Raw genomic sequence first — 17,424 nt, forward strand, 5'->3', positions numbered from 1 at the left:
AGAAAACTGCATGATCGGGATGGTGCTCGTCACCCATGGCGATCTCGCGAAGGAATTCGTGTCGGCCTTGCAGCATGTTGTCGGTGAACAGGAAAATATCGCCGCCGTGTGCATCGGGCCGGACGACGATATGGAACAACGCCGTGCCGACATCCTTGCAAGTGTCGAGGCTGTCGATGATGGCAAGGGCGTTGTGCTGTTGACCGACATGTTTGGCGGGACCCCGTCGAACCTGGCGATTTCCATTATGGAACAGGCCAATGTCGAAGTAATCGCAGGGGTTAATTTACCTTTGTTGATCAAACTGGCTTCGGTGCGTATTGATGGCACGCTGGCCCAGACGGTTAATGCCGCGCAGGAAGCGGGCCGGAAATATATCAATGTGGCGTCGCGCCTGCTAAGCGGCGAGGAATAAACAACAAGAACAGAAGGTCGGGCGATCGGGGATGGCCCGGATCTTTTGAAAGTTTACCGACGGGGATTTAAGGTCGGGACTAAGGCGGGACAAATATGGCGCAGACGGAAAAGCGGATCGTAACAATAAGCAATCAACGTGGATTGCACGCGCGGGCGGCCGCAAAATTTGTTAAACTTGCCGGTGAATTCGAATCCCGGATCATGGTGCGCAATCGCGGCACCGAGGTTTCGGGCGTATCGATCATGGGGCTGATGATGCTTGCGGCATCGACCGGCACAGAAATCGAGATAGAGGCAGCCGGCCCCGATGCGAAAAAGGCGATAGATGCCCTTAACGAACTTGTCGATGCCAAGTTCCACGAAGAATAATACAAAGAATAAGTAGGATTTCCGCACGGACGGAAAGCGGGATTTCTGGAAACAACAAGAACGAGTTGGCAGCAAACCAGGCTTGCAAGTTCCACCAAAAGACCAGACCACAATTGATGACCAATCGACGACCGGCCGCCGGGTAATTAGCGGGCTTGGGGCATCGGGCGGGATTGTGATCGGCCGGGCTTTTGTCATGGACCGGCAATATGTCGATGTCAGTCGCGCGCGTATCGATGCGGCGGCCATCCCGACGGAAACCGAACGTTTGCATAAAGGCGTTTCGGAAAGCATTGAACAGCTTAAACGTCTGAAATCGCAATCAGCCAATGTTGGCGGGGCCGCGTCCGAGGAACTTGGTTTTCTGCTGGATGCCTATGTTCATATGTTGACCCAGTCGCGCCTTGTCCGCGGGGCCGAGGAACTGATCCGGACCCGCAACATGAATGCGGTGCACGCGGTCAGCGACGTTATTGACGCCATCGCCAGCCAGTTTTCGGGCATTGATGACCGATATATCGCCGCGCGCGCATCCGACATCCGCGAGGTCGGCCTGCGGCTGATGCGCTGCCTGATCGGTGAAACCGACAGGGCATTTGAAACCGCGCCAAAGGGTGCGATCCTGATTGCCGAAGAAGTCAGTCCGGCCGATATGGCCCGCCTTCAGCCCGGACAGCTTGCTGCCTTTGTCACCGCTCTTGGCGGGGCGGAGGGTCATACGGCAATTATGGCCCGGTCACTTGGCATCCCCGCCATTCTGGGAGCGGCCGACATCATTCGCGGGGTTTCGGGCGGTGATCTGATCATTGTCGATGGTGGCCGGGGTGAAGTGATCCTGCGTCCGACCGAGGACGACCTTTCCCATTATACCCAGCGCCGGGAAGACTGGCGGGCGGCGCGTGCTAAACTGGCCAGTCTGCGTGATGTGCCATCGGCGACCCGCGACGGGGTCGAAATTGACCTGCATGCCAATATCGAATTGCCCATCGAACTGTCGGCGGCACTGGAAAACGGGGCGACCGGCATCGGACTTCTGCGCAGCGAGTTCATGTTCATGAACAAGGACTATCTGCCGGACGAAGACGAACAATATGCCGAACTGGCCGATATCGTGACCCGGATGAATGGCAAGCCGGTGACGATCCGTACCCTTGATATAGGGGGTGAAAAGCTTGCGGTGTCATTGCAGGCAGAAATCGGGTCCGGGCCAAACCCGGCACTGGGATTGCGTGGCATTCGTTTGTCATTGCGTAAGCCCGAATTGCTGGAAGCCCAGATGGCCGCCATCCTGCGCGCGTCCCTGCATGGACCAATCCGGGTTCTGATCCCGATGGTGGTCAGCGTTCATGAAATGAGCCGGGCGCGTCAGATTTACGAAGCCGTTGCAAGGCGCCTGCGCAAGGAAGGTCATGCCATACCGGATGTTTTACCGCCATTGGGCGCGATGATCGAAATACCAGCAGCCGCACTGGCGATTGATGCCTTGGCGCGCGAAAGCGATTTCTTTGCCATCGGCACCAACGATCTGACGCAATATACACTGGCGATTGATCGTACCGACGATCAGGTGGCGGGGCTTTATGATCCGTTACATCCATCGGTTTTGCGCTTGATCCGTGATGTGATCAAATCATCGCGGGATCGCGACATCCCGATCAGTGTTTGCGGTGAAATGGCCGGTGACCCGCGATATACACCGCTTTTCCTTGGCTTCGGGCTGCGCAATCTTTCGATGTCCCCGGTCAGCCTTTTGCCGGTCAAGCAGCGCCTGCGCCGTCTTGATACGCGTAATACCGAACATCAGGCCGCGCGTGTGATGGAACAATGGGATTCTGCACGCATCGCCATGATGCTGGATGATTTCAACGATCTTGCCTGACCGGCGATCATAATACCTAATAAATCAATCGGTTATGAAATGGGTCCATACAGCATGGGCGCTGTGTATTTGCGTTTATTTTTCCGGCATTGAAAATTCATCGAAGAAAAGACTTGAAATCGATATAAAGAAATCTTTATATGTCTTCCATCGCGAACGGGCAAACCGTCGCACAGGAATTTTCGGGCGTATCTGCAAGATCCATGTGGTCGGCGGTTGCGCTGTTTTTGTTTGATTGGAGACGACATGTCGAACTTTACCGATTGCAAGGTCGCAGACATCTCGCTGGCCGCCTGGGGCCGCAAGGAAATCGCGATTGCCGAAACCGAGATGCCGGGCCTGATGGCGTTGCGCGAAGAATACGGTGCGGCCAAGCCGCTTGCCGGCGCGCGCATCGTCGGTTGCCTGCACATGACCATTCAGACTGCGGTTCTGATCGAAACCCTGACCGCGCTTGGTGCAGAAGTTCGCTGGTCGTCGTGCAACATCTTCTCGACCCAGGATCAGGCTGCGGCTGCGATCGCGGCAACCGGCGTTCCTGTGTTTGCCTGGAAGGGCGAGACCGAGGAAGAATTCTGGTGGTGCATCGAGCAGACCATCACCGGCCCGAACGGCTGGAAACCAAACCTGATCCTTGATGATGGCGGCGACGTCACCCAGCTGATCCACGACAAGTATCCGGAACTTCTTGAAGACATCAAAGGTCTTTCCGAAGAAACCACCACCGGTGTGCATCGCCTTTATGAAATGGCGAAAAAAGGTACGCTCAAGGTTCCGGCGATCAACGTCAATGACTCGGTCACCAAGTCGAAATTCGACAACCTGTATGGCTGCCGCGAATCGCTCGTTGATGGCATCAAACGCGCAACCGACGTCATGGTTGCCGGTAAGATCGGTGTGGTTGCCGGTTTTGGTGATGTTGGCAAAGGTTCGGCTGCATCGCTGCGCAGCCAGGGTGCACGTGTTCTTGTGACCGAAATCGATCCGATCTGTGCGCTTCAGGCCGCAATGGAAGGTTACGAAGTCACCACCATGGAAGATGCTGCACCGGTTGGCGACATCTTCGTCACCACCACGGGCAATATTGACATCATCACGCTCGATCATATGCGTGCGATGAAAGACCGCGCAATTGTTTGCAACATTGGTCACTTCGATTCCGAAATCCAGATCGGTTCGCTGCGTAACTACAAGTGGGACAACGTCAAGCCGCAGGTCGACGAAGTCGAATTCCCGGATGGCAAACGTCTGATCGTTCTGGCCGAAGGCCGCCTTGTGAACCTTGGTTGTGCAACCGGTCATCCGAGCTTCGTGATGTCGGCATCCTTCACCAACCAGGTGCTGGCCCAGATCGAACTGTGGAAAAACCACGCGAACTACGAAAACAAGGTTTATGTCCTGCCGAAACACCTGGACGAGAAAGTTGCAGCCCTGCATCTCGACCGTCTTGGCGTGAAACTGACCAAGCTTTCCAGCGAACAGGCCGAATATATCGGCGTTCCGCAGGCTGGTCCGTTCAAGCCGGATCATTACCGCTACTAAGCGCAAACGCGTTTGTCATCAAAGCCGGTCCGTTCACTCGGGCCGGCTTTTTTGTGTTTTGTGGCGTTCAGTTCGGGTAAGAAAAAAAGACCACAACAGGGAAACGAGCCATGCCCCAGCTTGAAATCGAATATTCCGCCAACTTGCCGATTACCGAGCAGCTTCGCAGTTTGGCAATCAGCCTGCATCGCGAAATTGCCAAGACCGCCGATGCCGATCCGGCCAGTTTCAAGACCAGGTTGTCGTCGCTTGAAAATGTTGTCATTGCCGATGGTGGACCAAAGCATGGCATGGTGCATCTTGACGTGCGTCTTCTGTCGGGGCGTTCGGACAACGTCAAATACGATGTCGGGGCTATTGCCCTTGAAACCCTGCGCGCGCATCTGGAAAATCTGGTTGGTGATTTCGATGTGCAATTCACCGTGGAAGTGCACGATCTGGATCGGGCCAACTACCACAAGCATGTGACATCGGCCTGATATCAGCTTGGCTGATTACATCAGAAGTGCTTCGTGGATCGGGTGATCGGGGCCGTAACGATCATTCATCAGTTTGATCAGCTCGCGCGAAAACTGTTTTCCCGCATCCAGCAATGACCGGAGTTCCGCATCACTGCGATCATTCGGGCCGACTTTTTCCAGTCGCTTGCGAACGTCGGGATCGCTCAGTTCGCGCAGAAACCGATCATAAAGTTCAAGTGCGGGAAGGCTTTTGTTACCAAAGACAGTCTGTACGCGCGTGATCGGCGGAAGCTGTAAAAGTTCCGATAGTTTGGCGCGTTTCCCAACATAATCCCGGCCAGCGGTTTCTGCGGCTGCGATAATACCACCGAAATAAAGCATCTTGCGCGAGAAGACGAGTTTCAGCCGTCTGGGGGCCCATGCCTTGCTGGCGTCGCCTTCGCGGGTTTTGATTTCGAAATCGACGCTGATGGTTCGGTAATACCGAATGACGTCATTGACCAGAAACCGCGCGATGGATTCCCGTGTAACCGTTTCGGTGACGTAGTTGGCAATCAGTTCGTCAAAGAAGGCCCGTTTGCCGACCTCATTATAAAGCCATTCACATTCCAGCAGGAACAAAAGGCGGCGTGTGGTGATCGAATTGGTGTCACCATCAAGTCCGATACGGTTCACCAGTTCCTCGGCCGGGACATAGGATGAAAACGGGCCGTTAACGGCTGCCTTTTTGGTGACCATGGAGCCGAGGATTTCGGAAACATCGCGGTGCGGAGCCAGATCACGATCAACTTCGCGGCCGATGATGAAGTAATCAAGGTCGGATTGTTCCGATGCCTCGTGCCGCCCGAACGAGCCGGTCACGACCACGCAAAAGGCGCTGCCATGCAGCTGATTGGCCAGCGCGCTGCGCATCTCGTCCAGCCGGGCGGCGGTGTAGGCCTGATTGCTTGCGATCGTATCTGGTAACAAGATTGAAGCGGTTCCGATTGAAGTCACTGATAAATCCAGTATCGACCTAAAGCCGAAAGATTAAAACCGGGTTTATGGCGAAAGGTAAGGAACCCCCGCCAAATGTGAGGACAGGCACATAATTGCCATCACTTGCCGATAAAACGGCCTCAAACGTGAATGACCATGATGCCATACATCATTCGTCGGGGCCGTTGGCCAAAATACTGTTCGCATATCTCCCCGATTGGAAATCACCTCAGATTACGGAGAAGTCCGATCAAAAATCTTTATCGCACTCTGCTTGCCGTTCCGCTTCTTGGCCTGATGGCAATGCCTGCCTATGCCCAATCGCCCGATACAACATCACCCGAGGTGATGAAGGATATGGCCCCGGATGCGTTACGCGAGGGGATCGAAAACCGCCATCCATCGGCCTACTACATCCTGGCGGCCAAACTGTTTAACGAGGGCGAACGCGATGACGCGGTATTCTGGTTCTATACCGGGCAGTTGCGCTATCGCACGCTTCTGGGCTGCAAACCCGATCTGGCTCCCGATCAGGACCCGGCCCTGTTTGCGTCGCTGAACGAAACAGTCGGCAGGCCGCTTAACGGTTATGCGTTTGGGGACGTCGATGAACTTGGCACCACGATTGAGGACGTGCTGGAATGGGATGCGGAACATCCCAATGGTTATGTCAGCAAGGCCGAGTGCGAGCAGATCCTCACCGCCGAGCGTGCCGGGCTTGGCGAGCTGCGCGAGATGATTACCGAAAAGGCAGATGAAATCCGCAAACAGCGTGAAGAAAACGGGTTGGAAAACCGGTAAATTTGCCTGTCCGTACCTGAAGAAAGCCCGGCTCGAATGCCGGGCTTTTCATTGGTGGCATTTGTTGACGTTCAGGCAGGTAACGCGATAGCCTCGGTGCCATATTATCCGGTCCTGGGTGATATTTGCCTTATGAATTCCGCTGAAAGACACCCCAATGGACATTGCCAACCTGCCATTCGGGACGACCGACTGGTCGTCGATCACGCCAACCGAACATTCCGGCGATACCGGTATGGCATACTGGAGGACACAGCAATTCGGTCCGATCCGGGTGCGCATGGTGACATATACGCCGGGCTATCTTGCCGATCACTGGTGCAGGAAGGGGCATATCCTGCTGTGTCTTGAAGGTGAATTGGTCACCGAACTGGAAGACGGGCGGGTTTTCACCCTTACACCGGGTATGAGTTATCAGGTGGCAGACAATGCGGAAGCCCATCGTTCATCAACAGAGCCGGGTGCAACATTGTTTGTCGTTGACTGACATTGAATATCTGGCGGCCCAGGTTTGTCATGGCCGCCAGATATTTTCAGGTCAAATATTGCCCGCAGTTGCCAGGTGGCGCTGGCGCCTGCGTATTTGCAGTATCAGTGCCAGCAACGTCACGAATACAAGGACGATGCCGTATCCTTCGGCTGTTCTGACAAGGCCGAAGACGGATACCATCCTGCCGGCCAGCAGTGCCGGAATACAGAATGACAGATAGGACATCACGTAAAACGCTGCCATCAGGCCACCGCGTTCGTGCGGCTGCGCGCGGGGCAATAGGGTTCTGACTGATCCAAGGAAGCTGGCACCAAAGCCAAAACCGGCCAGAAGTGACCCGGCTAGAAAAAGCCAAAGCATTCCCAATCCGATACCCGAAACCGATACTGCAATGCCCAGTGTCTGAATGAATGTTCCGGCAAGAAGGGCATCAGCCGGTTGTCTTTTTTGCGCAAACAGAACGGACACAGCACCCGACAACATCAGGCAGGCGACCGCAATTCCGCCGCTTAGAGATGGTGGAGCATTGGTTGCGCTGGCGATGACGGATGGCGCAAGCGACAGATAAAATCCACCCAGTGCCCATGCACTGCCATTTGCCGGGGCAATTTCCAGCATGGTTGATCGTGCCGCAGGGGGGACAAAAACCCGCGGTGTCAGGGACCTTAGAACGCCAGGTCGGCGTGCAGCGGTTTCGGGTAAGCCCCAAAGAAACAGGGCCAGCACAATCATCATCAGCATCAAACCGATATAGCTTAGATGCAGGGGCATAGGGGCATATTCAACCAGAACGCCGGCAATGACAGCACCGCTGGCAAGGCCAAGCAGGGGGGCGATGCTGTTGGTGATTGGCCCTTTGTGGTGGTCATTGTCAAAAAGTGCCGCGCCAAGGGCGGCAGTGGCAAGACCGGTGGCAAAGCCCTGTACCGCGCGTGCGATTAGCAGCATCGTAAGATTTTCCGCCGTGATAAAAAGGGTCATCGCCGCGATTTCAATTATCAGGGCGGCGAAAATAACCGGCTTGCGTCCGACAAAGTCGGAAGATGATCCGAAGACCAGAAGTGAAATCAGTAACGTCAGAACATAGATCGCAAAGACCAGTGTCAGCATGGTTGGTGAGAAATGCCAGTTCTGTTGATAAAGCTGATACATCGGCGTGGGGACCGATGACGCAGCGGTAAAGATGATAATGACAAAAGCCAGAAACCATCTGGCCGGTGCATTTGTCGGTGGTGACGACGGGGCGTGCATGGGAACGTCCTTAAAGCGAAATATTTGCGTTTAATGCAGTTTGCGTGAAATTCTCGCTTAACGCAAATTATTTGTGTTAAGGTCGGTTTCATGAAAGTCCATAAAGGCATACGCACTGGTGGCCGCAGTGCTCGCGTCCAGAAGGCAGTTCATGAAGCAGTTCATGAACTGTTATCGAGTCATGATCGCGAGGCTCTTACGGTGCCGATGATTGCACAGATGTCGGGTGTAACACCGTCAACGATTTACCGTCGCTGGGGTGATTTGCCATCCTTATTGGCGGATGCGGCACTGGATCGATTGCGCCCGGATGACGATCCGGTGGATACCGGGGCGCTTGCGACCGATCTTAAACAGTTCGCAGAAGCCTATCTTGATGAAACCGGTTCCGAGCTTGGCAAGACGATGCTTCGTGATGTTGTTGCATCCGGGGATAACGGCACGACGATGCGTTGCGCGGAAATCGCGCGGTGCCGACTGGCGGTGATTGTCGAACGCGCGCAAAAACGCGGACAATGGACCCCCAGTGTCGATCAGCTGGTTGACGGTATTATCGCACCCATGACCTATCGCATTCTGTTTGATCGGCAACCGCCAACCACGAAAGAACTTTTCGTCATGGTTGATCGATGCCTGATCCGTGAAAAAGCCGAAAAACCGAAAGACTGAAGGTTTCGGGAATTACCCCAGATACACCTGACTTGACGGATAGGAAATGCGCGGCGGAACACGACGGGCAAGGAAGAATCCCAGTGTCAGAGGGCCGACACGGCCAATGAACATGATCAGTTCGATCACAATCCGACCCATTGTATCAAGTTCCCCGGTTGTACCGCGTGACAGTCCGACCGTGCCAAAGGCGGACGTGACTTCAAATACCAGATTAAGAAAATCGCCGTCATGTGAAAGGGTGATCAGGAAGATTCCGGTCATGACGACGAAGATCGAAATCATGGTCAGGGCAAGCACCTTCATGACTTCTTCAAGCCCGATGCTTCGCCCGAAGGCATGCAGCTGGCTGTGGCGTTTGAAGAAGGCGATGGTTGCCAGAACCAGTACGATAAAGGTGGTAACCTTGATGCCGCCTGCAGTCGATGTGCTACCAGCCCCGATCACCATCAGAAGAATGAACATGAGCGCGGTGGTATCGTGCATGGATCCGATATCGACCGTATTGAACCCTGCGGTCCGGGTGGTCAGTCCCTGAAACCAGCTGATTTGCAGTTTGTCCAGCGGGTTTGAGAATGCGCCAAGGGTTGCCGGGTTATTCCATTCCAGTACGGCAAACATCAATACCGACCAGATCACCAGAACAAGCGTACCGCTCAGCATCAGCTTGCTGTGTAGTGACAGATGGCGCCAGCCGCGATGGATGAAAATATCGGATATCACGCTAAACCCGATCCCGCCGATAACAAGAAGGGCGGGGATTGTCAGGTTCAGGACCGGATTGGTTGCCCATTGACTGAGACTGTCTGGCATCAGGGCAAAGCCTGCATTGTTAAATGCTGAAACGGAATGGAATATCGAAAACCAGAGCCCCTTGGCCCAGCCAAAATCGGGGACGAAGACTAAAAGCAACAGGATCGCGCCGATCAGTTCACAGATCAGAACGACCAACAGGATGGTTTTGATCAGCCCACCCAAATGATGCAGCGAGGTCTGGTTCAAATCTTCGCGCAGGAAACTGTGATGGCGCAACCCGATCGGCAGACCAAGAACGGACAGAACAAGGGCGGCAAAGGTCATCAGGCCAAGCCCGCCAAGCTGGATCAGGATCAGGATGACCGCCTGCCCAAACAGGGTGAAGTTTGATCCGGTGTCGACCACGGCAAGTCCCGTGACGGTTACCGCTGATGTTGCGGTAAATAGCGCATCGGAAAAAGTGATGGCTTTGGTTAGCGACACAGGCAGGCAAAGAACCACGGCCCCGATCAGGATCAGCACAAGATACAGGATCGCCAGCAAAAGCGGTGGCGCGATCCTGATCGGTTTTCCGGGGCGGTTCGGAAAATAGAACTGCATGCCTCAGATGCCGTCGCTGAAATCGCGCAGATTCTGGCGACGGCCAAGGATCAGGACCTTGTCGTTTTCTTCAATCGTGACCGATCCGGTTTCGCAACCGATAAATTCCGATCCGCGCAAGATGCCAAGGCAGCGCAATTCATGCGATGCCTCCAGATCAAGGGATTCAACGGTTTGACCGATAAGGGATTCGGGTACCTGCAGATTGATGACATGCATGCCGTTGCCAAGGCTTAGATAATCACGCACGGCGGGGTTATGCAGTTTTTGGGCGATATGCTGGCCGATTTCCTGTTCCGGCAGGATGACCCGGTCAGGTTCCAGTTTGGTCAGGATCCGATGATGGGTTTTGTTGATGGCTTTGACCCAGACCGTTTTCACGCCAAGCATTTTGACATTCATGGTGCAAAGGATATTCGCCTCAAGGTCTTCGCCAATTGCGATCAGGGCAACGTCATACTTGTCGACCCCGGCTTCGCGGAGTGCTTCTTCATCACGGCCATCGGCAATGACGGCTTCAGAAAGAATACCGGATAGGGTGGATACGGATTTTTCGTCGATATCGATACCCATGACGTGATTGCCATTGCGCGCAAGATCGGTGGCGACCGTGCTGCCGACGGTTCCAAGTCCGATGATGACGAACGTCCTGTGATGCTTACGGGCCATATCGCTGGCTCCCTTGTAAATGGATTGCCCGATGCAGCAATTTTCGCCCGGTCAATTTCCGGACCGGATGGCATGCAAATCAGTCAAACAGGCTTGCTGCAGCAGCCTGTTGTGCCGGGTCTGTCAGATTGCCGACACGTCGCAGGAATGAGTTCTTTTCCTCGTAATAGCGTTTGCCGAGATCGGCAAAGCTTTTGACTTCGGCATCTGTGTTGATGTGAAACTCGCGTTTGGGGACCTGGGTCGCATTGTGGTCCAGAATTGCGGCAGCAGCACTGATTTCAGGGTCGACGACCTCGGCAACACCGTCAAGTTCGATCCGGTTTTTCAGGCTGAACAGGAACTTCTTGAAAGCCGGGTGGCGTTGCAGGAAGGCTTTTTCGGTCAGAAGAAAATCGTTGGCGGCAAAATCCGGCGCATTTTTCACAACAAATTCGCGGCACAGATGATCGGTGGCAAAGCACATCGGGCCGAAAATGAAATTGCGATAGATGTCTTCTTTAAGCTGCCAGAACTTATCAAGTCGTTTCAGGGCGTCTTCATCAAGCTTTACCGCCGCCTCAAGCAATAGGCGCGGATGGCAATGGACATAGTTCGGATGCACATAGGTCTTGGTGCGGCTGATGCCTTCGAGTGTGTCGATATTGACCGGACCCGACAGCAGGCTGGCATGCGGGTGGGTCGATTTTTTCGACAGAAGGGCAATGACCTCGTCCGGATCAACACCGTGTTTCACCAGTAAATGATTGACCGAAAGATCAAGCTGAACTTCGCCGGTGATGATCTTTTCGGTCAACTGGTGATGGTTCAGGTTGAACCGCCGGGCAAATTCCGGTTCCAGCGTATGGGAAAACGGGCCATGGCCGATATCGTGCAAAAGGGCAGCAGCCCCCAGAAGGTCGCGGTCGGCTTCCGAAAGGCCCATCAGGCGGCAATATTGCTGCGACAGCAGGGCAACACCAATGGTGTGGTCGTATCGGGAATGGCGGATATTGGCCGGGCGTCCGTTGGGATGAAAAAGGTAATCAATGGCACCAAGGAACGAAATTTCGCGCAGCCGTTCAAACGCGTGTGACGCGATCAGCTTTTTATGCAGCGGACGATCAAAGGCCGATGCGATCTGAGAACGTTTGAAATGATAATTATATTGCGGGGCGTCGCGAAACAGCAATTCCCATTCGGCAATGTCATCGGCACTGAAGTTGGTGTCGAACAGATCGCGGATTTCCGGTCCCGTCGGTTTGGCTGCGACAGACTCCTTTTGGGGCGCGGCCGGTCTGGCTGCCACGCGCGGCGCAAAAAGGTCTAGCTGCGGTTTGGGACTCATTTTTGAAATGACGAGATCGTTATAGCTGTTGTTTCGACAATAGCGCAGACATAGCCCGATTTGGGGTATATGTCATCGCGGTTTTTCCTGCGATCACGGGCGTTCGACCGGGTATTGGGAAAACGTCGTGAAACAGTGGTAAAAGCCAGACGTTTTCACCATAATAATAGCTCATAAACACAAACGGTTAACAACACGTGACACGGCCTGCATCCGATCATCGACGGGGGAAAGAACCAATTGGTTCCCGCAAAGGGGAATCAAACAGGTTTGGTTTGTCCAGACTGTGGCAGTGGGGATGCTATGGCCTGACGTCGCTTTTCATCGCAGCCGACCTGCATGCGCAGGAAAAGTTTCGTGTTGGCAATGCTGCTGATGCCGTACCCGATGCGGCGACGCAACCTGCTGGCACATCGATATTTGGCGGTCTCGCGGATCTGAGTGACCGGGACTGGCTTGTTGTCGGCCTGGCGGCGATTGGCGGTGCGGCGATTGCGGGGGGAATCGGATGGCGATTATCGTTGCGCATGCGCCGCCATCTTGAAGAGGCGGAAGACCACGAATCCGAACTTGCGGATTCAACCGAACAATTTACCCATCTGTTCTTTGCCGGGCCCGACCCGGTTTATTACTGGAGCCAGGCCGGTTTTGCCGAGGGTGCCAGCCCGTCACTTAAACGTGCGTTCCAGCTTGGCAAGGATGGGCGTTTTCCCGATGTGCTTGACCAGTTGCGTGATGATGACGCAAGAGCACTCAAGGAACGTGTCCGAAACCTGAAATCCACCCACGAACGGTTTGAGCTTTGGGTGACTGCGGTTGATGAACGCAAGTTCCACGTTACCGGGGCAATGGCCCGCAAGGACCGCAATTCGCCGGTTCTGGCCCATGCGTTGTGGTTCCGCGATGAAACCCGCCATACCCGCGAACGTGAAAGCCAGTTTGGTGATTTTACAGCCCTTAAGCACGAGGTTAGCGGACTAAGGCTTTTGATCGACAGTCTGCCTTTCCCGGTATGGCGGCGCGATGGCGATTTACGCCTGATTGATTGCAATGCGGCCTATGCGGCGGCGGTGGAGCTTCCGACAGTCAGTGATGCGCTTGCCAAACAGGCGGAGCTTGGCACGGGCGTGATCCCCGATCACGGCAAATCGCTTGCAGCATCGGCATTGCGCAACAGCGAAACCATGACACGCGATTATCACATTGTGATTAAGGGCGACCGCAAGCTTCTGCGAATCACCGAATGTCCGTCGCAAACGCCCGAAGACCTTGATGGTCTGATTGGCTTCGCGATTGATTGCACCGCAATCGAGGAACTGCAATCAGACCTGTCGCGCCATATTCGTGCCCATGCCGAAGTCCTGGAAAACCTTGGAACCGCTATTGCGATTTACGGCGGCGACAAGCGGCTTATTTTCTTTAACACCGCTTTCACCAAGCTTTGGGATATGGACGAGGACTGGCTATGGGCAGAACCGTCGCTTGACGATGTTCTACGTCGGATGCGCGATGAACGAAAATTGCCTGAAGTCACCGACTTTACGCAGTTCCGCAATATCGAAAACCAGCGCTTTACGGATCTTCTGAAACCCGAAGAAGACCTGATGCATCTGCCAAACGGCATGACGTTGCGGCGCTTTATTTCGCCTCACCCGTTTGGCGGGCTGATGTTCGCCTACGAGGATGTGACCGACAAGCTGGTCCTCGAAAGCAGTTACAACACGTTGATCGCAGTACAGCGCGAGACGCTTGAAAATCTGCATGAAGCGGTTGGCGTGATCAGCGGCGATGGAAGGCTGCGGCTTTATAACCATGGCTTTGCTGATGTCTGGGGGCTTGAAGACAGCTTCCTTTCGGGTGCGCCCCATATCAGCGAAGTGGTCGAGGAAGCGCGCGAATACTGGCATGATCGCGAAGACTGGGACAAATTCAAAAGCCGGATGGTTGCGCGTATCACCAATCATGAACCCATGAGCGGTCGTATCGAACGTGCCGATAACAGCATCATCGATTTTGCCATCGTGCCGCTACCTGACGGGGCGGTGATGATGTCCTATATCGATGTGACCGACACGATCCGCGTCGAACGGGCGTTGCGTGAACGCAACGAAGCCCTGCGGACCGCCGATCAGATGAAATCGGACTTCATTTCGACCGTATCGCGCGAACTGACCCGGCCGCTTGACCATATCAATGGCGAGGCAGATCGCCTTATCCCCCATTTGCAGGGCAATGTCGCGCAGTCGGTTGAGACGATCCGCGCCGAGGCACAAAGTATGCTGGCACTGGTGGATGACATGCGGGACCTTGCAACGCTGGGATCAGGGCAGGTCGCACTTGAACTTGATACGGTCGATCCAAGGCGGTTGTTGCGCTCGCTCGAGGCGCTGACGCGGGCGCGTCTGGCGGAGCTTAACGTTTCGCTACGCCTTTACTGTTCGCGCAATATCGGCTGGATGATTGCTGATGAGCGCCGTTTGAAGCAGGCATTGTTCATTCTTGTGACCAACGTGCTTCGTACCGCCCCCGAAGGCAGTGAGGTTTCCGTGGTTGCCCGTCGTCGGGGCGAGGATATCGATATCAGCATTTCACTGTCGGACGAGGCACCGCAACCGATGCTGTTTGAAGGATTGCGCGAGGGCGAATCGCCATCTGCGCGGCGTGCGCTTGGCATGGCAATGGTGCGCGCGGTGGTCGAAATCCACGGTGGCCGGGTCAAGGTCAGCCGGGATGGTCATGAAATTTCCTGTATCCTGCCCGCGGGCGAGGAAAGCGATCTGGAATGAAAAAAGGCGCCCCACCGGGCGCCTTTCGCATTCTGGATATACCAACAGTCATCAAACCCTGAACGGCACTTCCTTGCCGGCAATGAAGGCATCGATGTTATCAAGGGCTCTGAACCCCATGGCGTTGCGTGTTTCCACAGTTGCCGACCCCAGATGGGGCAACAGGAACGTATTGGGCAGATCGCGATAGGTCGGTTCGATATTCGGTTCTCCGGCAAAAACATCAAGCCCGGCGGCGGTCAGTTTGCCCGATTTGAGTGCCGCGATCAGATCCTTGTCATTGACGATATCACCGCGTGCCGTATTCACAATGATGGCCCCATCGGGCAGCCTGGCGATAAAATTGCGATTGACCATACCGCGTGTTTCCGGTGTTGACGGGCAATGCAGCGACAGGAAATCGCAATGGGGGAGCAGGTCATCAATGGATGGGTGATAGGTTGCGCCAAACTCCTGATCTTCGGGGAGCTGTCGGCGGTTGAAATAATGGACTTCCATATCAAAACCGCGTGCACGCTTGGCAACCGCCTGTCCGATCCGGCCCATGCCGATAATGCCCAGTTTCTTGCCGGTAACCTGCGTGCCCATCATATGCGTCGGGCGCCAGCTTGACCACGTGGCATTGCGGACCTCGGCCTCGCCTTCACTTGCACGGCGCGCGGCACCCAGAATAAGAAGCCACGCAATATCCGCCGTTGCATCGGTCAGAACCCCGGGGGTATTGCCGATCACGAAGCCGTTGGCCTTGGCTGCGGCCAGATCAATATGATCCGTACCGACGGAAAAGGTGGCAACAATGCCGACCTTTTGGGGCAGGGCTGCAAAAAAGGCCGCATCAATCGGGTCACCGACCGAAACCAGCGCGGCGTTCGCGTCCTTGCACAGGTCAAGGATCTGGTCGCGCGACAACGGGTCATCACCGTCCTGCATGCGCAGATCGTAACTTTCGCGTGCACGTTTTTCGACGGCATCCGGCAGACGTCTGGTGATGGCAAGTACCGGTTTCATTCTGATCTTTCTCCCTGAATTTTCTGGCTTATTTGCCGATTGTGTCAGAATAGCTGGCCAAGGGCGAGCCGAATGCCGATTGTCGTGATGGTCAATGACAGCAGGAAGTCTGCCGCCACAATCGCGCTTGCCGTCATCGTTGGAACCACAAGGGTCAGTTTTGCGATATAAACCCCGTAAATCAGCATTGCGATAACCGCGACAAGCACAAAGCCGCCCGCACCGAGCATCGGGAAGATTGCGCCCAGAAACAGCGCCAGCAAATAGACCCCCATTTGCAACACGCTTGACCAGTTATAAACGGTGATGAATGCGATGTAACGGTTCGACCGGTCGATCATCGGTGCGACATGCAGCATCAGCAGCGGAAAGGCGAACCATTTCATGACATAGGCGATGGTTTCCACCAGCATGTAACGACCGACCGGGAATTCATCGGGAACCGTGTCGAGATCATGCCAGCGCAAAAGCGCAAAGGCCGGAAAAACGATAAAGGCGGCAAGGAAAGAGCGCCAGAACGCCTCGATGGAATAGTCAAAGAAGGCAAGGCCTTTGGCATCGCCACGTGCAATACGCCAGGTTCCGTAAAGAGCGCGCAGGGTTTCAGTCGACATGGTCATGGGTGGCAGTCGTTTCAAACAAAATGGATCAGATAAAGGGGCGAAAGTTCGGAGCCGGGGCATGGCCACTTGGCCGGTTTGCAGCTTATCCCCGTTTGACCCTGCTTCACAAGACGGGTACGTGTCCGTCTGTTAACCGGCGCACTTTGATCCCGGAATTCAGGCAAAAGCAGGAAACAGACATGTCGGACAAACTTGCCGGATATTTGCCGCGTTTGTCATTCCTGCAGACGACGGAGCCCGGCTCGTTAACGTTGGCGCGTCTTTATCTTGAAATGGCAACCGCACTCGACAAATCCGAACGGATGATGGCCCTTTCCCTATTTGACGAGGCAGATCATCTGTTTGCCGCTCATCTGCAAACGGCACCGGATGCCGCGCGTGCCGGGCTGGCCCATAGCCTGAACAATCGGGCGGCGCTTGAAATTGATGGGCAACAATGGGCGGACGCGGTTGATGCCGCCCGACAGGCTGTTGAACTGCGTCGTGACCGGTTGGCGAATATGCCATCGGGCCAAAGCGAAGCCGCCCGCCTTGATCTTGGTTATTCGCAGGGCGCACTTGTTCTGGCATTGCGGGGTGCCGGGCGGTTCGGGATCGCACGGGAAACCTGCGCCGAGGCGCTTGGCAATCTTGCGATATTCGCCGGAAAGAAAAACCAGCAGGCATTTATCCTGCTGGCGAAACTGATCTGTCTTTATACCGAGCTTTGCAACAGAACCGACGAAAATCCCGATCCGGTTCTGTTGCTGCCGCTGGCGAAAGCCTTTTACGACAGCAATCAGACCGGATAATGCTTCC

Annotated in this window: 17 protein-coding genes; 10 read left to right on the top strand and 7 right to left on the bottom strand. The window is 54.9% G+C overall.

Annotation, left to right across the window (positions count from 1 at the left end; all coding sequences use genetic code 11):
* Positions 1-10: 10 nt before the first annotated feature.
* From R1T41_RS08850 to R1T41_RS08870, 5 genes are all read left to right on the top strand, one after another.
* Positions 11-415: a PTS sugar transporter subunit IIA gene (locus tag R1T41_RS08850; RefSeq protein ID WP_007088266.1), complete on the top strand. Its 405-nt coding sequence runs from the start codon at positions 11-13 to the stop codon at positions 413-415.
* Between the two features lie 95 nt (positions 416-510).
* Positions 511-786, top strand: a complete 276-nt coding sequence (locus R1T41_RS08855; protein ID WP_062949666.1) for an HPr family phosphocarrier protein — start codon at positions 511-513, stop codon at positions 784-786.
* 82 nt (positions 787-868) lie between these two features.
* Positions 869-2,665 carry a phosphoenolpyruvate--protein phosphotransferase gene (ptsP, locus tag R1T41_RS08860; RefSeq protein WP_062949664.1) on the top strand — a complete coding sequence of 599 codons (1,797 nt, stop codon included), beginning with the start codon at positions 869-871 and terminating at the stop codon, positions 2,663-2,665.
* A 246-nt stretch (positions 2,666-2,911) separates the two neighbouring features.
* Entirely contained in the window at positions 2,912-4,207 is a 1,296-nt protein-coding gene (ahcY, locus tag R1T41_RS08865) for an adenosylhomocysteinase (RefSeq protein WP_062949660.1), read from the top strand.
* A 110-nt stretch (positions 4,208-4,317) separates the two neighbouring features.
* On the top strand, positions 4,318-4,686 hold the full coding sequence (locus R1T41_RS08870; RefSeq protein ID WP_317341297.1) for a 5-carboxymethyl-2-hydroxymuconate isomerase: 369 nt from the start codon (positions 4,318-4,320) through the stop codon (positions 4,684-4,686).
* A gap of 15 nt (positions 4,687-4,701) precedes the next feature.
* Here R1T41_RS08870 and R1T41_RS08875 read toward each other — a convergent pair whose 3' ends face one another.
* A complete protein-coding gene (locus tag R1T41_RS08875; protein WP_317341298.1) occupies positions 4,702-5,637 on the bottom strand; it encodes a DUF294 nucleotidyltransferase-like domain-containing protein in 936 nt (311 codons plus the stop codon).
* Positions 5,638-5,796: 159 nt separating this feature from the next.
* Between R1T41_RS08875 and R1T41_RS08880 the strand changes: the two genes are divergently transcribed.
* On the top strand, positions 5,797-6,447 hold the full coding sequence (locus tag R1T41_RS08880) for a hypothetical protein (RefSeq protein WP_062949654.1): 651 nt from the start codon (positions 5,797-5,799) through the stop codon (positions 6,445-6,447).
* Positions 6,448-6,604: 157 nt separating this feature from the next.
* Complete coding sequence (locus R1T41_RS08885; RefSeq protein WP_317341299.1) at positions 6,605-6,934, top strand: DHCW motif cupin fold protein; 330 nt, start codon at positions 6,605-6,607, stop codon at positions 6,932-6,934.
* A 51-nt stretch (positions 6,935-6,985) separates the two neighbouring features.
* Here the strand turns inward: R1T41_RS08885 and R1T41_RS08890 are convergent, their stop codons facing one another.
* Complete coding sequence (locus R1T41_RS08890; RefSeq protein WP_317341301.1) at positions 6,986-8,188, bottom strand: MFS transporter; 1,203 nt, start codon at positions 8,186-8,188, stop codon at positions 6,986-6,988.
* Between the two features lie 90 nt (positions 8,189-8,278).
* On the opposite strand from R1T41_RS08890, the gene R1T41_RS08895 reads away from it, so the two are divergent.
* The gene (locus R1T41_RS08895) at positions 8,279-8,857 is read left to right on the top strand and encodes a TetR/AcrR family transcriptional regulator (RefSeq protein ID WP_062949648.1); all 579 of its coding nucleotides are present in this window, start codon (positions 8,279-8,281) and stop codon (positions 8,855-8,857) included.
* Between the two features lie 12 nt (positions 8,858-8,869).
* Here R1T41_RS08895 and R1T41_RS08900 read toward each other — a convergent pair whose 3' ends face one another.
* The 3 genes from R1T41_RS08900 to R1T41_RS08910 form a co-directional block, all read right to left on the bottom strand.
* Positions 8,870-10,213, bottom strand: coding sequence for a TrkH family potassium uptake protein (locus R1T41_RS08900; RefSeq protein ID WP_297009807.1), 1,344 nt, complete (start codon positions 10,211-10,213; stop codon positions 8,870-8,872).
* A gap of 3 nt (positions 10,214-10,216) precedes the next feature.
* The gene (locus tag R1T41_RS08905; RefSeq protein WP_317341302.1) at positions 10,217-10,882 is read right to left on the bottom strand and encodes a TrkA family potassium uptake protein; all 666 of its coding nucleotides are present in this window, start codon (positions 10,880-10,882) and stop codon (positions 10,217-10,219) included.
* Between the two features lie 79 nt (positions 10,883-10,961).
* On the bottom strand, positions 10,962-12,209 hold the full coding sequence (locus tag R1T41_RS08910) for an HD domain-containing protein (protein WP_062949644.1): 1,248 nt from the start codon (positions 12,207-12,209) through the stop codon (positions 10,962-10,964).
* A 275-nt stretch (positions 12,210-12,484) separates the two neighbouring features.
* Here R1T41_RS08910 and R1T41_RS08915 point away from each other — a divergent pair, with 275 nt between their 5' ends.
* A complete protein-coding gene (locus tag R1T41_RS08915) occupies positions 12,485-14,995 on the top strand; it encodes a PAS domain-containing sensor histidine kinase (protein ID WP_062950487.1) in 2,511 nt (836 codons plus the stop codon).
* A 51-nt stretch (positions 14,996-15,046) separates the two neighbouring features.
* Here R1T41_RS08915 and R1T41_RS08920 read toward each other — a convergent pair whose 3' ends face one another.
* Both R1T41_RS08920 and R1T41_RS08925 read right to left on the bottom strand, forming a co-directional pair.
* Positions 15,047-16,003 carry a D-glycerate dehydrogenase gene (locus R1T41_RS08920; RefSeq protein WP_317341304.1) on the bottom strand — a complete coding sequence of 319 codons (957 nt, stop codon included), beginning with the start codon at positions 16,001-16,003 and terminating at the stop codon, positions 15,047-15,049.
* A gap of 44 nt (positions 16,004-16,047) precedes the next feature.
* Positions 16,048-16,623: a hypothetical protein gene (locus R1T41_RS08925; RefSeq protein WP_062949642.1), complete on the bottom strand. Its 576-nt coding sequence runs from the start codon at positions 16,621-16,623 to the stop codon at positions 16,048-16,050.
* A 182-nt stretch (positions 16,624-16,805) separates the two neighbouring features.
* Between R1T41_RS08925 and R1T41_RS08930 the strand changes: the two genes are divergently transcribed.
* Entirely contained in the window at positions 16,806-17,417 is a 612-nt protein-coding gene (locus tag R1T41_RS08930; RefSeq protein WP_317341305.1) for a hypothetical protein, read from the top strand.
* Positions 17,418-17,424: the final 7 nt, after the last annotated feature.

It is taken from the genome of Thalassospira lucentensis (genome assembly GCF_032921865.1).
Taxonomy (GTDB): Bacteria; Pseudomonadota; Alphaproteobacteria; order Rhodospirillales; family Thalassospiraceae; genus Thalassospira; species Thalassospira lucentensis_A.

What these genes read in the sequence shown, in the direction of transcription:
- R1T41_RS08885 (WP_317341299.1), top strand. Translation starts at nt 6,605, where the DNA reads ATGGACATTGCCAACCTGCCATTCGGGACGACCGACTGGTCGTCGATC.
- R1T41_RS08870 (WP_317341297.1), top strand. Translation starts at nt 4,318, where the DNA reads ATGCCCCAGCTTGAAATCGAATATTCCGCCAACTTGCCGATTACCGAG.
- R1T41_RS08900 (WP_297009807.1), bottom strand. Translation starts at nt 10,213, where the DNA reads ATGCAGTTCTATTTTCCGAACCGCCCCGGAAAACCGATCAGGATCGCG.
- R1T41_RS08925 (WP_062949642.1), bottom strand. Translation starts at nt 16,623, where the DNA reads ATGACCATGTCGACTGAAACCCTGCGCGCTCTTTACGGAACCTGGCGT.
- R1T41_RS08880 (WP_062949654.1), top strand. Translation starts at nt 5,797, where the DNA reads ATGACCATGATGCCATACATCATTCGTCGGGGCCGTTGGCCAAAATAC.
- R1T41_RS08855 (WP_062949666.1), top strand. Translation starts at nt 511, where the DNA reads ATGGCGCAGACGGAAAAGCGGATCGTAACAATAAGCAATCAACGTGGA.
- R1T41_RS08890 (WP_317341301.1), bottom strand. Translation starts at nt 8,188, where the DNA reads ATGCACGCCCCGTCGTCACCACCGACAAATGCACCGGCCAGATGGTTT.
- ahcY (WP_062949660.1), top strand. Translation starts at nt 2,912, where the DNA reads ATGTCGAACTTTACCGATTGCAAGGTCGCAGACATCTCGCTGGCCGCC.
- R1T41_RS08895 (WP_062949648.1), top strand. Translation starts at nt 8,279, where the DNA reads ATGAAAGTCCATAAAGGCATACGCACTGGTGGCCGCAGTGCTCGCGTC.
- R1T41_RS08920 (WP_317341304.1), bottom strand. Translation starts at nt 16,003, where the DNA reads ATGAAACCGGTACTTGCCATCACCAGACGTCTGCCGGATGCCGTCGAA.
- R1T41_RS08905 (WP_317341302.1), bottom strand. Translation starts at nt 10,882, where the DNA reads ATGGCCCGTAAGCATCACAGGACGTTCGTCATCATCGGACTTGGAACC.
- R1T41_RS08850 (WP_007088266.1), top strand. Translation starts at nt 11, where the DNA reads ATGATCGGGATGGTGCTCGTCACCCATGGCGATCTCGCGAAGGAATTC.
- R1T41_RS08910 (WP_062949644.1), bottom strand. Translation starts at nt 12,209, where the DNA reads ATGAGTCCCAAACCGCAGCTAGACCTTTTTGCGCCGCGCGTGGCAGCC.
- R1T41_RS08930 (WP_317341305.1), top strand. Translation starts at nt 16,806, where the DNA reads ATGTCGGACAAACTTGCCGGATATTTGCCGCGTTTGTCATTCCTGCAG.